At 58.4% G+C, this 13127-nt stretch carries 9 protein-coding genes and 1 tRNA gene; 6 read left to right on the forward strand and 4 right to left on the reverse strand.

The window, feature by feature from the left end:
- The first annotated feature begins 307 nt into the window (after positions 1-307).
- Together HMPREF2674_RS08895 and HMPREF2674_RS08900 are read left to right on the forward strand one after the other, a co-directional pair.
- A complete protein-coding gene (locus HMPREF2674_RS08895) occupies positions 308-2257 on the forward strand; it encodes an S-layer homology domain-containing protein (RefSeq protein ID WP_070825464.1) in 1950 nt (649 codons plus the stop codon).
- 292 nt (positions 2258-2549) lie between these two features.
- The gene (locus tag HMPREF2674_RS08900; RefSeq protein ID WP_070825465.1) at positions 2550-4172 is read left to right on the forward strand and encodes an S-layer homology domain-containing protein; all 1623 of its coding nucleotides are present in this window, start codon (positions 2550-2552) and stop codon (positions 4170-4172) included.
- A 119-nt stretch (positions 4173-4291) separates the two neighbouring features.
- Here the strand turns inward: HMPREF2674_RS08900 and HMPREF2674_RS08905 are convergent, their stop codons facing one another.
- Positions 4292-5224, reverse strand: coding sequence for a Nif3-like dinuclear metal center hexameric protein (locus tag HMPREF2674_RS08905; RefSeq protein ID WP_070825466.1), 933 nt, complete (start codon positions 5222-5224; stop codon positions 4292-4294).
- A 129-nt stretch (positions 5225-5353) separates the two neighbouring features.
- Between HMPREF2674_RS08905 and msrA the strand changes: the two genes are divergently transcribed.
- From msrA to HMPREF2674_RS08925, 4 genes are all read left to right on the forward strand, one after another.
- Positions 5354-5875, forward strand: a complete 522-nt coding sequence (gene msrA / locus HMPREF2674_RS08910) for a peptide-methionine (S)-S-oxide reductase MsrA (RefSeq protein WP_049342804.1) — start codon at positions 5354-5356, stop codon at positions 5873-5875.
- Between the two features lie 97 nt (positions 5876-5972).
- Complete coding sequence (locus HMPREF2674_RS09420; protein WP_314507259.1) at positions 5973-6767, forward strand: DUF6318 family protein; 795 nt, start codon at positions 5973-5975, stop codon at positions 6765-6767.
- 200 nt (positions 6768-6967) lie between these two features.
- The gene (locus HMPREF2674_RS08920) at positions 6968-7798 is read left to right on the forward strand and encodes a DUF6318 family protein (RefSeq protein WP_070825467.1); all 831 of its coding nucleotides are present in this window, start codon (positions 6968-6970) and stop codon (positions 7796-7798) included.
- Positions 7799-7893: 95 nt separating this feature from the next.
- Complete coding sequence (locus tag HMPREF2674_RS08925) at positions 7894-8721, forward strand: DUF6318 family protein (RefSeq protein WP_049342802.1); 828 nt, start codon at positions 7894-7896, stop codon at positions 8719-8721.
- Positions 8722-9140: 419 nt separating this feature from the next.
- On the opposite strand, the gene HMPREF2674_RS08930 is transcribed toward HMPREF2674_RS08925, so the two are convergent.
- The 3 genes from HMPREF2674_RS08930 to HMPREF2674_RS08940 form a co-directional block, all read right to left on the reverse strand.
- Positions 9141-9216, reverse strand: a tRNA-Glu gene (locus HMPREF2674_RS08930).
- A 249-nt stretch (positions 9217-9465) separates the two neighbouring features.
- Complete coding sequence (locus tag HMPREF2674_RS08935; RefSeq protein ID WP_049343452.1) at positions 9466-11655, reverse strand: DUF5074 domain-containing protein; 2190 nt, start codon at positions 11653-11655, stop codon at positions 9466-9468.
- Positions 11656-12211: 556 nt separating this feature from the next.
- A partial coding sequence (locus HMPREF2674_RS08940; RefSeq protein WP_141761833.1) for an LPXTG cell wall anchor domain-containing protein occupies positions 12212-13127 on the reverse strand: 916 nt, incomplete at its 5' end.

The following is a 13127-nucleotide window of genomic DNA, read 5'->3' on the forward strand; positions in this document are numbered from 1 at the left end:
GAATGGTTTTCTGTTCGGGAGCACGGGGTTTTCTGTGCCCGTTTTCTGTACCCCGTTGTTTGAACCATTTTTCTGCGCTCTTTTAAGTGCTTGCAGGGTCGTTGAGGCACAAAATTTCAGGACTTTTACTCGTCCCTTGAGCGTTCTCGGGACTTCTCATTGAGGGTTTGGTAGGGTGAGAATATCCCCGAAACCGACGGGGATACTCAACCACTTTCTCCTTGGGCCAGCGCAGATTCGACGGAAATTTCTCACCCCCATTTAGAACCTGCATCGGCGCAATGGACATGACCGATAAGGAATGTTTATGTCCGCTCTTCCGAACTCTAAGTCTTCTTTCCTCCGTGCGGCGCAGGGATGCGGCGCATTGGCGCTGGCCGGCGCGATGGTTCTGCCAATGTCTCCAGCGCTTGCCCAGAACGCTACTGCAGATACGACTGCAACTGCAGCGGCTAGTTCTCAGTCGGGTGATCGCGTCCGTGAGAACCCTGTTGCCACTTCTGATGAGTTCACTCCCCACTTGGGCTACCACTCGTTGAAGAACACTGATGAGGACCAGATTCTGGAATTCTCGGGTTGGGGTTTCGGCGGCGAGATTAACTCCCCGAAGGGTGTTCAGGTTGTTGTGCGAGAGGTGGGTTTGAACGCCCCGGTTCTGGTGGTTAGCGACATCATTGAATATAACCACAAGGAGCTGGCTTTCGCTTACCAGGACGGCTACATCCACGGTACGGTGAAGATTCCGGCGAACACCCTGGATAAGTCAAAGGATTATGTTATCGAGGTGTGGGGTAACAACGGCTACGAGGGCGACGAGTTTATTACCCCCGTCGTGGGTCAGGCGCCCGAGAGTCGCGGTACCCTGCTGGCTACCCAGGAGCTGGACTTCGATGGCTCTGACGGCACGACGGCTGCGGATATTCCGGGTAAGACCCCGCAGAAAGCTACGTTCAAGTTTTCGTACGACAACAAGGAACAGCTGCTGTACACCTCCGAGGGCGGCACCATCCACGTGAAGGGTTGGGGCTACACCAAGGAGTGGCGTGAGAAGCATGGCAAGGTAGTGGTTTACATTGTTGCTTCTCAGGGTGTTCCTGACGGCGCTGATGTTCTGCCCGCCAATGATGTTCTACTCCGTTTTGAGGAGGGCAAGGACTTCACCATTGCTGAAAACGGCGTCTTGGACGCTCAGCTGACGGTCAAGCCCGATGCGTTGCAGAGCTACTACAAGCCTCGCGTTCCTTTCCTCGGCATTCCGCGTTACGAGAAGCGTTACGAGGTGAGTTACGAGATTGGTATGTTTACCGAGATGCAGGGTGAGCCCCAGCTGACTGTGGAGGACCTGCAGGCTGGTAAGAACGTGCTGTATCGTACTGTGCTGGACACTCAGGCGTTCCGCTCCAGCGCGTTTGCCCCCAAGGTGGAGTACAAGGCTCTGGGTGACACCGCCGCTGATCAGAGCATTTACTTTTTGGGTACCGGCTTCTACGGTAAGTTTGCCTCCTCCGGGGGTGTTCAGTATGTGATTCGTGAGAAGGGTTCGAACACCCCGGTTCTGGCGACGAGTGACATCTTTTGGTATAACCGCTATCACCATTTTTCTGAGTTCGAGAACGGCGAGGTACGCGGCGTCGTGAAGGTGCCGGCGAGTACTCTGGACCCGGCGAAGAAGTACGTCGTGGAGGTTTGGAGTAACGACGGCTATAAGAACGGCGAGTTTGCCGGCCCTGTGGTGGGCAAGGCGCCCGAGGGCCGCAGTACCCTACTGGCTTCTCAAGACCTGAACTTCAAGGGATCTGACGCTACTGAGGGTAAGCAGCCCAGTCTGACCGATGAGCAGCGCAAGGAGCGCGCTACCCGCGGCGAGCTGACAGCGGCGTTGTACGCTCAGGCTGGTAGTCCCAAGGTGGACCTCCCCGAGACCTCTCCCTGGCCGGATGTGAAGACCACCGACCCGAACTATGCCGCCTACATTTGGGCTCGCCAGAAGGGCATTACCTTCGGCTGGGCTGATGGCAAGTTCCATGCGGATGCCGGAATTTCGAACGCTACCGTCGCGGCTTTCACCTACCGCGCGGCTGGGTCCCCCACCGTGCAGTACTGGTCCCCGTACACCGATGTGGCCCCGGGTTCTGCGTTCTTCCGTGAGATTGCGTGGGCTGGGCAGAACAAGGTTGCACTGAGTACCAGCGGCACGTTCAACCCCAAGCACATGGTGACTCGCGGTGAGCTGGAGGTTCTGATGATGGCTTTCTAGGCTCGCTCAGCGTAGCCACCTGAATGACCCCGTGCTCCCGAATGGTTTTCTGTTCGGGAGCACGGGGTTCAGCTTTTAATAGCTAACCGCTGCGTAAGATTTCCACGAACCTTCAAGTATCCCTTGAGTGTTTCCTGACAATCGTTCAACGCTTTGATAGGGTGAGGATATCCCCGAAACCGAGGGGGATTTTCAACCACTTTTCTCATGGGGCACGCGCAGATTCGACGGTAGATTCCCGGCCTGCCGGTAAGCTCGCGCAGCCCCGGAGAAATGACCCTAAGGATGTCTTATGTCCTCACTTCCGAACTCTAAGTCTTCATTCTTCCACGCGGCTCGGAACTGCAGCGCGCTCGTACTGGCGAGCGCAATGGTCCTGCCTATGACCCCGACGTTAGCCCAGGACGCAGCGCCCACCGCAAACGCGCCCGTTGCTAACGCACCGACTGCCAATACCCCTGCAACTCAGGATGTCGCGGATGAGCCGTCTTTCACCGTTACGTATGAGGATTACTACTACCAGGACGGCCGTGACTACATCGGGCAAGAGGGCGACGGCCTGTACACCGGTGAGGACAGTAAAATTACGGTTCTGGGCACCGGCTTCACCAAGGAGTGGCGCGAGCAGCACGGCAAGGTAGTCATCTACATCGCGCCCGAGGAGAACGTCCCCTACAACGCCCATCAGGTGACCGATACTCTCTTGCGGTTTGAAGAGGGCAAGGACTTCACCATTGACGATGACGGCACCTTTGTCGCCCCGCTGAAGGTTGAAGCTAATACTTTGCCGAGTTACTACACTCTCACGGAGTATTTCCCGGATATGACTCTGGACAAGGTGCGTTACGAGGTTGGCATCCTTGCCGAGCCCGAAGGCCAGCCGCAGTCGACCGTTCAGGATATCTGGGCTCGCAAGAACGTTGTGACGCATCACGGTCTGAGCACCAATGATTATCACTTCGATACCTTCGCGCCTAAGTTGAAATACGACGCTTTGAAGGACACCACGAAGGATCAGGAGCTGCTGATTCAGGGTCAGGGCTTCGTAGGGACTGACATCCCCGGCGTTGAGGGCATGATGTACGTCATTCGCGAGAAGGGCACGGGTTCCCCCGTCCTGGTTATGAGCGAGATGAAGCGTTACGTCCACGGTGATGATGAATACGAGACGGGCCTGGAGGGAGGCTTCGCATTCGTCAATCTCAAGATTCCCGCGAACACGCTGGATCCGTCCAAGCAGTACGTCATTGAGGCGTGGAGCGACTACGGTTACCCCAGCAAGACGGATAAGACTCTCATCACCCCGATGGTGGGTTTTGCCCCGGAGCACCGCGGCGTTCTTTTGGCGCACCAGGATTTGAAGTTTGAGGGTGTCCAGCGGTTCACGAATGCTTACGTACCCGTAGAGGAACGTATGTACTTTTCGACATCGCTGAACGACGAGGAACAGAAGCAGCCTGCAACCCGCGGTGAGCTGGCTTCCGCCCTTTATGAGATGAAGGGCAGCCCCAAGGTGGACCTTCCTGAAGTCTCCCCGTGGCCGGATGTGAAGACGGACGACCCAAACTACGCCGCCTACATTTGGGCTCGTGAAAAGGGTGTTACCTTCGGCGGGCCTGACGGAAAGTTCCACGCGGAGGAGGGGCTCACGAATGCAACCGTTGCCGCGATGGTCTACCGTGCGTCCGGTTCACCGGAAGTCTCGGGTGTTTCGTCCTTCCCGGATGTTACGCCGGATTCCGCGTTCTACCGTGAGATTCTGTGGGCTACCCAGCAGAATGTTATTACTCCCGAGACCGGCATGTTTGAACCGAACCATGCTGTGACCCGCATTGAATTGGACTGGATGTTGTTTTATTACCGGCATCGTGTGCTGAACCCTATCACTACCGGCCTGTATCGCATTGCTAACTAAGTAGGCCGGGCCGGTTCTAGCCCGGGTACCTCGTCACAACAGACGGGGTGCCCGGGCTCTTACGCGCTGAGGGAATCCGCGCGGATTCTTCTAGAGTTCTCGCCCCTAGAGTTCTCGCGCTAGAGTTCCCACGCGGGGGCTGCGGCGGTGCTTGCCGAGTGCGCATCCTGACCGGTTGCCACGCCGGTAGAGACGGTGAAGTCCCACGGGTCGGTGTTGAGCGCGGACAGCTTCGTTTCGATGGCGTAGCCGCGCTCGGCGAGCAGCTTGCGCAGGCGGTCAGCCGCCGAACGCAACCACAGCGATTCGCTGGCCGGGTGGGAGCAATCAATCAGCGCGATGTTGCTACCGGTAACTCGTGCGGTTTCGCGGAACTCGCTGGCCGGGTGGTGGCGCAGGTCGGCGGTAATGTACACCTGCGCGTCGGTGGCGCGCACCGCGTCGAAGAGGGAGTCACCGGCACCACCGCAGAGGGCAACGCGGCGAATCGGCTGGTCGGCACGGCCCGCGATGCGCAACCCGCCGGCGGTGGGAGGCAGGGCCGCCGCGAGGCGTTCTGCAAGCTCCTTCAGGGTCAGTTCTTTGGGCAGGGTGCCGAGGCGGCCGGTGCCCACAGCGTGTTCCTGCCCGTCGAGCACCTGGGTTTGCGCTTCGGTGAGCGGTTCACGGTCGATGAGGCCGATGGCGTCGCAGAGTGCTTCGTTTACGCCCTCGACGGCAGCATCGGCGTTAGTGTGGGCGCCGAGCAGGCCGCATCCACCCTCGATGAGGGTGTGGAGGACCTCACCCTTGTAGGTGCTGTCGGGAATGAACTGGGCTCCGCGCAGCAGTAGCGGGTGGTGGGTGATGAGTAGCTGGGCCCCTTCGGCGATGGCTTCCTCGGCGGTGGCGGCGAGCGCATCCACGGCGAAGAGCACGGTGTGCACGGGGGCGGCGGCGCGACCCGCGACGAGACCGGAGGCGTCCCAACCGGCGGCAAGCTGCGGCGGGAAGAGCGTATGGAAGGCGTCGACGACGTCTGCGAGGGTGGGGGTTGCGAGTTCTTCAGTCATACCTCTATTGTGGCAGGTGGCGCGGCAGGGCAGGTGGCGGTTTACGCCAAAGCCCGCGGTAGCGCAGGAATATTATGCGGCTCGGCGGTGTTCTTCAGATAGTGTGGTTTTATAGTTCAAGGAGAGATTATGGCTGAAATTGTTCTTGCCGGTGGATGCTTCTGGTGCCTGGACGCCGTCTATCGCCAGTTCCGCGGGGTTGAGGCGAGCGTCTGCGGCTACGCTGGCGGCGACATGCCCGATCCCGATTACCGTTCGGTGTGCTCTGGAACGACCGGGCACCACGAGGCCGTGAAGATTACCTTCGATCCGCAGGTAATCAGCTACGACACCGTCCTGGATATTTTCTTCATCAGCCACGACCCGACCAGTTGGGACCGTCAGGGGGCTGACACGGGTTCGCAGTACCGTTCGGTGATTTTCTACGAGGACGAGCAGCAGCGCGAGCTGGCGGAGCGAGCTAAGGAGCGCGCCCAGCAGCTCTTTGACGCACCCATCGTCACCGAGATTAAGCCGCTCGATATCTTCTACGAGGCCGAACCTGTTCACCAGAACTACTATGCGCTCAATCCGGCGCAGGGGTATTGCACGTTTGTGGTGAGCCCCAAGGTGGCCAAGGCTCGCCGCGCTTTCTCGCAGCTGCTCCGTTAGAACGGTTTTGTGACGGACGGTGAGTGGGATGAACGGGTAGCCCGGGTATGATGATTACAGTAGCTCACTCAGCTCTGATGAATTCTACCGAGAGGCTATGATGAACAGCCCTTTCCCTGTTTCTTCCATTGTGACCCGTCGCGCCGCCCTGCTGGCCGCCGGTGCTGGTGCCGCCGTGACGCTGAGCGCCTGTGCCCAGTCCGTGCATCCGCTGTCGAAATCTTCCGAGTCGGCTTCTGAATCCGCCTCGGCAAGTGAGTCCGCGTCTTCTAGCGCCTCGGCCTCCGCTTCTTCTAGCGCCTCGGCCTCTTCCAGCGCTTCTGCGTCTTCGAACAAGTCCTACAAGGGCCCCCTGAAGTTCGATAACTACGAGAAAAACGGCACCTACGTTCCGGCCACCGAAACCGAAAAGGCCAAGAACGTGCCGAAGCCCCTCCCCCCGGAGCACATGAATGATCGGAGCCCCGAGGGAATCTACGAGTTTACGGGCTTCTGGCTGGCTGCTATCAACTACCTGATGCTCACCGGCGATTCTGAGCCGCTCAAGAAGGCTGATCCCGCCGATGTGTACGTTAAGCAGTTTGATGAGTACGTTCGACTATACCAGGACTACGATGGTTGGGCTTACGGTGCCGATACCCTGATGGAGATGAGCCTTTTGGCAGATCTTCCCCGTCAGAGCACCAAGAACCCCAACCAGTACACGTGGAGTGCGAACCTCACCTTCAACCAGGATTTGAAGGCTCACGTAGACGGTTCTGCTCCCCACAAGATTGCCAAGAGCGAGGGCGGCCGCACGTATGTTGGTGTGGAGTATAAGAATGGTGTCTGGGTGATGCTCACCGGTCACGAGGCTGAGGCTTCCGCATCGGCTTCTTCGGCATCGGCATAACTTCCTCTCTCCCCTCCCCCGTACGCACTATTGTGGTTGTGTGCGGGGGACTTTGTGTTTTCGGGATTTCGTGTTTAAGCGCCTGTCCGGCGGCGTATTTCATACATGACGCGCGATGACGGGGCCTTCAGCAAGGACAGGTATGATAGGAGCGGTGGCTCACTCAACTTCCGATAATCTACAAACTTCGAAAGGCTACGATGACCGGCCCTTCTTCCGCCCCCGTTACCCGACGCACCGCGCTATTTATCACCGGCGCTGCGGCTACCGTCGCGCTGAGCGCCTGCACTCCGAAGGTACGCCCCCTAGCTGATTCCTCTGCCTCGGGCTCGTCTTCTTCGTCTCCGTCGGCGGCTTCCTCGTCTAGTGCGTCTGCTTCTTCGAAGGCATCCGCTTCGGCTTCTTCGGGTAAGTCCTACAGGGGTCCCCTGAAGTTCGATAACTACGAGAAGAACGGCACCTACGTTCCCGCCACCGAAACCGAAAAGGCCAAGAACGTGCCGAAGCCCCTCCCCCCGAGCAACATGCACGACCCGTCGGTCGATGGTATCTACTCTTTCCTCGGCTACTGGATTTCGTCGATTAATTATTTGTTGCTTACCGGCGACTCCGAACCACTGAGCAAGTCCGATCAGGATTATGTGGAGATTTTCCAGCGTTTCTCCACCATGTACCAGGACAAGTCCGGTTGGATGTACGGTTCTGATGCTCCGATGGGCATCTCGCTTTCCACCGATACTCCTACCCAGAAGTCCTCGGGCTCTAACCCGCGATACCGTTGGAATGGTCGTTTGCTTCTCGATCAGAATCTGAAGATTTATCTGCAGGGTAGGGGCTCCAACACGGCCTTTACCGCGGAGAGCCACGACATCTACATCGATATGACCTACAGGTCTGGCGGCTGGACCGTTATCACCAAAGATACGAGCGACGACGACAGCGGTAGCTCCGGAAGCTCCAGCAGTTCCCCCTCCCCCAGTTCCAAGAGCCCGAAGAGCGGCAGTGGGAAGAGCGGCGGACTCAACGTCTAGTCAGCCTCCCGGATAACTTCATATTGGGTTGAGAACCAGCCTGCGATATTCTGGTTTTAACTGTTCATGCACGTACATTACTCAGAAAGATTCTTATGTCTACTCTGTACACCCGCCGTACCGCGCTAACTGCGTTGGGTATGGGGGCCGCTACCCTGCTGGCCGCTTGCTCTTCTAACTCTTCTGAGTCGTCTTCCTCGCCGAGTGCGACTACCGCACCTTCGAGCGCAAGCACGACTCCTTCCGCCTCCGTCGCTCCCTCTCCGGAGGCGACGACCACCGTTGAGCCCGGCCCCAGCCTGAAGGGCGAGGTCGTTCTGGCCGATTACTCCTCGACCGGTACCTTTGAGGCCGGTACGAAGGAGCACAAGGCTCAGAACGTTCCGGTTCCCCTGGAGCCCGCGAAGCTGCGTGAGAACAGCGTTGAGGGCCTGCACGCGTTCATTGCGTACTGGCAGGCCACCTTGAACTACCTGTTGCTCACCGGCGACGGTGCCCGCTTCACGAACATTGACCACACGGGTGACTACACCACGGTGGCCGAGCTATTCCAGAGCATGTACGCCTCTGATAGCGGCTGGGTGGTTGGTTCGGAACGCCCTCTGGTCTTCTCGCTGACCGCGGATCGCCCCACGAAGGACACTCGCACCGGTTACTACACCTGGGCTACCGAGATGACGATTGATACCGCCGAGGGTGCTGGCGTGTACAGCAAGACCAACGACCGCACCCAGACCCTGGCCGATGTGTTCAAGTACCAGGGTAAGCCGGTGGCCGGCCAGGTTGTGGCTCATTACCAGGACGGCACCTGGCGTATGGTGCGCCGTACTCCCGGTACAGCTTCGCCTTCGCCGGCTGCTTCGGTGAGCCCGAGCGCTTCTGCGGAGGCTACTACCGCTTCTGCTGAGGCCTCGGCGCAGTAGATTCAACAAGCGCAGTAAAGTTTCTACGCCTTATACCGCTGAGAAGCCACATGTGTTTCGAGAAGCCACCATGTTTGTTGCTTTTCGAAACACATGTGGCTTCTCGCTTTTAGTCTTTGAGAGGCTCACGGCGGCACCGCAAATCTAAAGACCTTTGACGAATAAGAGATAAACAAAAAAGCCTTGATTCCGAAGAACCAAGGCTTTTTCCTAGTGGTGACCCCAACCGGATTTGTAACGGTGACGGAGGGGCATGATGCCGAGCGCGCGAGGAAATCCATCATGCCCCGGAGTGCCGCGACGTAAGGAGCGGCGCCGTGAGAGGCTCACGGCGGCACCGCAAAGCCAGAGAGTTCTAACGAATACAGACATAAACAAAGAAGCTCCCCAGTCTTTCGACTGGAGAGCTTCTTTCCTAGTGGTGACCCCAACCGGATTTGAACCGGTGTTGCCGCCGTGAGAGGGCGGAGTACTAGGCCGCTATACGATGGGGCCGTGAGATTTACATCTCTTTTATCAGGTCTCCCTGACAACACATACTACTATACAGAGATTCTACGAAACGACCAAATCGAAATTAAGTGAAATGGCACACATTATCCAATGTTGGTTTCTGCCGTCACAACAGATATTGCCGACCGCTTCCCCGACCCACATCAGCGCCCCCATACAGATGCGCCCCGCACACTCGGTACGGGGCGCATCCGGAAGGACCAATAAGAACCGGTCAGATACCGTTACAGGCTAGGACTTGCGGCGACGCAGCACCACCAGGGTGGCGCCGGCAATCAGGACGAAAGCGCCCACGGCAGCCAGGCTCAGAACGCTCTGTGCACCGGTCTTAGCCAGCGAACCACTCTGGGTCGAGGACTTCGTCGCGGAGGCATTTACCTGAGCGTTAGAGCCCTTCGACTGAGAGGAGGAAGAAGAGTTCGAGGCCGGCTGCGACGAAGAGCTCTTCTTCGCGGGAGTCTTCACGGTGGAACCCATCTGCTCCTGTGCGGCAGGGGCGTTCGAGTCAGCAGTCTTGGACTGAGCGTTATCCTGCTGCTGGGCGGCAGGCGACTCTGCGGGCTGGCTCGGCTTGCTCGAGTCATCCGAGGTGGCGCGGTTATCAGCCTTATCCGCGTCTTCCTGAACATCGTTAACAATCAGCGCACGAGCCGAATCGTAGTCGCGGTTCACAGCAACGTCGGAACCGGCAGTCACGGTGCCGAGCAGGTAGCCCTGGCCGTACTTCAAGGTGTTTGCCGGTACGCGCAGGGTGCCGCTGAAGGAGTACTTACCGGTCTTCTCGTTGTACACGAAGTCGCTGGCCGGAATAACCGTGGAAATCTTCTGGATGTTCTGCAGCTCGCTGTCGGTCAGCTTGTCGTTGCCGGGAAGCCACTCGCCGTCCTTAACCAGGAAGAGGCGAATACCCTCGGCCGGGGGCTTATCAAAATCAGCGCCGGTGACATGGAAGGTGTAGGGGCGAGTGATGTCAATCGTGCCCTCCGCGAAGTTCAGGGTGGGGCCGATAATCACGGGCAGCGCTTCCTTCGGGTAACCCTGGAAGGCCAGCTTGGAAGGAACAATCGTTGCGGGCGAGGTGAATTCGCCGTCGGCAAGCTCGACGCGGAACTTCATGATGGAGTTCGGCTTGAGGACCTCGCGGGTGGAGGGGATGGTCTTACCATCGCGGCCAACCCGAGCCTTGGACATGTAGTTGTCGGTGGTCGAACCGTCGCCGGTCTTCGGGTCAAGAACGTAAGGCACGGAGGCGGTTGCACCCTCAATGTCCTGCTTGTCCACGGCCACGACGGAGCCGTCGTCGGCGAGGGTCAGGTCGTTAGCCTTGCCGCCGTTCATCTCGACCTCGCCAATCACGCGGTCGGTCTTGGCATCGAAGATAGCAATCTTACCGGTGCCGAAATCGGAGACGTACACGAGGTCGCGCTCTTCATCGTTGACCATGGCCAGGGCCTGGGTGCCGAACTTGACGAACTTCTTGAACGCACCGGTCTTCAGGTCGTACACCGAGATGCCGGAGTTAACGCCCTTCACACCCTGAGAGGATACGTAAATTTCATTCTGGGAGTGATCGATGGACACATCGGAGGGGCGAACCTCAACCGAAGAGTCCTCGCCCCGGGTCTGGATGACCTGCTCGGTCTTCAGGGTCTTGGTGTTAATCACGAAGAGCTTGCCGCTGGTACGCTCGGGCACATACAGCTTGTCGCCGTCGATGGCCACGTTCATGCCGATGTAGCGGGTGCCGCCGTCGGGTGCACCCTGCAGCTGAATCTTGGTGACCTCGAAGGTTTTCATGTCGATAGCCGAGACGTAGTAGCGGCCGGTCACGAACACCTTGCCCGATGCGTTATCCACGCGAACCTCGCGGGGGTGCTCAATCCAGTTCGGATCGGCCTGGGACATGCCGTGACTGGTCCAAATCTGCTCCATGGTCTCCTGGTCGAACACGGAGAGGGAGTTGTCGGTCGTGTTGGTGACCCACACGGTACCGTTGGCGTCATCGACGGTGATGCCGTACGCAGAAACGTAGCCGAACTGGCCGTTTGCGTCATATTCGAAGGGAAGGACCGCTACTTCTTCAATCTTCATGGTGTCTGCATCGACACGCGCGATGGTGGAGGCCAGGTTGCTACTGCCACCCACGCCAACCATCCAAATCTTGTGGTGCGCCTGCGAGTAGGCCACCTGGTACTGGCCGGGCAGGCCCTGAGTAATCTGGGCGGTGGATGCGGAGACATCTACGACGCGACTTTCAGTGCTTTCTGCGTCAGAGGAGGAAGCGGACTGGGTCGTGGTCGGTTGCGCGGTGTTCTGCGCTGCGAAGGAGGCAGGAATCATGGACGCGCCGGAAATGGCGAGCGCGAGGGAGCCAGCAACGATACCCTTCAGCGCCTTACCCGAAGAAGGAGTGAGGTTCAATGTGTGTCCTTGTAGAGATGTAACGGAAGTACTCCACTGCCGCATCGAGGTGCTAACGAGACACTTCGTGAGCGTGCGGTGACACGCTCAACGACAGCGGGAGCAGAAGTGTAAGCAATGCATAAATTTACCTACCCTCTTATCCTCAGTGTTTTCCCAGGAAAATACAAGCTACATCGAGGGTGTGTTCAATGTTTTTGTGCTTATCCCGCGAATTTACCTTGAGCATCACGTGAACGTTGAACCCGCAAAGGAAGATTTACATTCTCTGAAAGGCAAAAACCCTGGTCAGTCTGATATTCATTAGCTCTTATATTTACACATCAATGTAAAAATTTGCTTCACTCGGTACATTATTCCGATGCACTATTCTTACCTCAACGATATCGATTTTCCGTTCGTGCGAACGCACCCAATACGCGCAAAAGGCGGGCCCCTCCCCCGCCGCAATCTCGACGATTGCGGCGGGGCCGGGAGCCCGCCTCACGCAGCGGCTCAGAGTGGCCGCTGAATGTTGCTACTCACCGCCTCCTTATGGCAAGTCGGCAGTTACAGCTTAGGCCTTGCGACGGCGAACCAGAATGGCCGCGCCACCCAGCAGGGCAACCGAACCCACGGCCAGCAGGCCGGCCACGCCGCTCGCACCGGTGCTGGCCAGAGCACCCTTCGAGGAGCCTGCGTCGCTCTTAGCTACCGAGGAGCCACCGCCCAAAGTATCGGAGCCACCAGCAGAGGAACCGCCGTTCTTCACAGCCGAACCGGACTTATCAGCCTTCACAGCATCCGGAGCGGGCTTGGAATCAGACTTGGAGTCAGACTGAGATGCCTGGTCCTTGGAGGTCTGGTCCTTAGCCTCTGCGGTGTTCTCAGACTTAGCGTCAGACTTCTTATCCTCGGACTTAGCGTCCTCAGACTTCTTATCTTCTGCCTTCTTGTCCTCAGGCTTCTTGTCCTCAGGCTTCTTGTCCTCAGCCTTCGGGTCAGTCGGCTTCGACTCATCGGCCTTCACGCCGGTCACCGTCGGGTAGCCCGCGAACTGCAGGGCGGTCGGGGTGAGGGTCACGGGAGCCGCGCTCTCGGCGGTGTCCTTCACGCCAACCTTGAACTTCAGAATGGAGTTAGCCTTCAGCTGCTGAACCGATGCGGGAACGTCGTTACCCTGGCGGTCCTTGCTGGGCAGGGTGGTGTACTCGCTGGCGGTGGTAATCTCGCCGGTGGTGCCGTTGAGCACGTAGGGCAGGGTCACCTTCTCGTCGCGGTCCTTCTTGTCGAGGACCAGCACGGAGCCGTCCTTGAGCAGGGTCACGTCGTTCGCGGCTGCGCCGTTCATCTCGACCTCGCCGATCACCTCGTCGGCGCGGCCGTCAAAGACCGCAACCTTACCGGTGCCGAAGTCGGTCACGTACACCAGGTCGCGGTCCTCATCGTGCTCCAGAGCGAGCGCCTGGGTGCCGAACTTGACGAACTTCTTG

This window comes from Rothia sp. HMSC062F03 (assembly GCF_001836905.1).
GTDB lineage: Bacteria > Actinomycetota > Actinomycetes > Actinomycetales > Micrococcaceae > Rothia > Rothia mucilaginosa_A.

Bases quoted from the DNA above. Each gene is read 5' to 3' on its own strand.
- msrA (WP_049342804.1), top strand. From the start codon at position 5,354: ATGGCTGAAATTGTTCTTGCCGGTGGATGCTTCTGGTGCCTGGACGCC.
- HMPREF2674_RS08905 (WP_070825466.1), bottom strand. From the start codon at position 5,224: ATGACTGAAGAACTCGCAACCCCCACCCTCGCAGACGTCGTCGACGCC.
- HMPREF2674_RS08895 (WP_070825464.1), top strand. From the start codon at position 308: ATGTCCGCTCTTCCGAACTCTAAGTCTTCTTTCCTCCGTGCGGCGCAG.
- HMPREF2674_RS09420 (WP_314507259.1), top strand. From the start codon at position 5,973: ATGATGAACAGCCCTTTCCCTGTTTCTTCCATTGTGACCCGTCGCGCC.
- HMPREF2674_RS08920 (WP_070825467.1), top strand. From the start codon at position 6,968: ATGACCGGCCCTTCTTCCGCCCCCGTTACCCGACGCACCGCGCTATTT.
- HMPREF2674_RS08925 (WP_049342802.1), top strand. From the start codon at position 7,894: ATGTCTACTCTGTACACCCGCCGTACCGCGCTAACTGCGTTGGGTATG.
- HMPREF2674_RS08900 (WP_070825465.1), top strand. From the start codon at position 2,550: ATGTCCTCACTTCCGAACTCTAAGTCTTCATTCTTCCACGCGGCTCGG.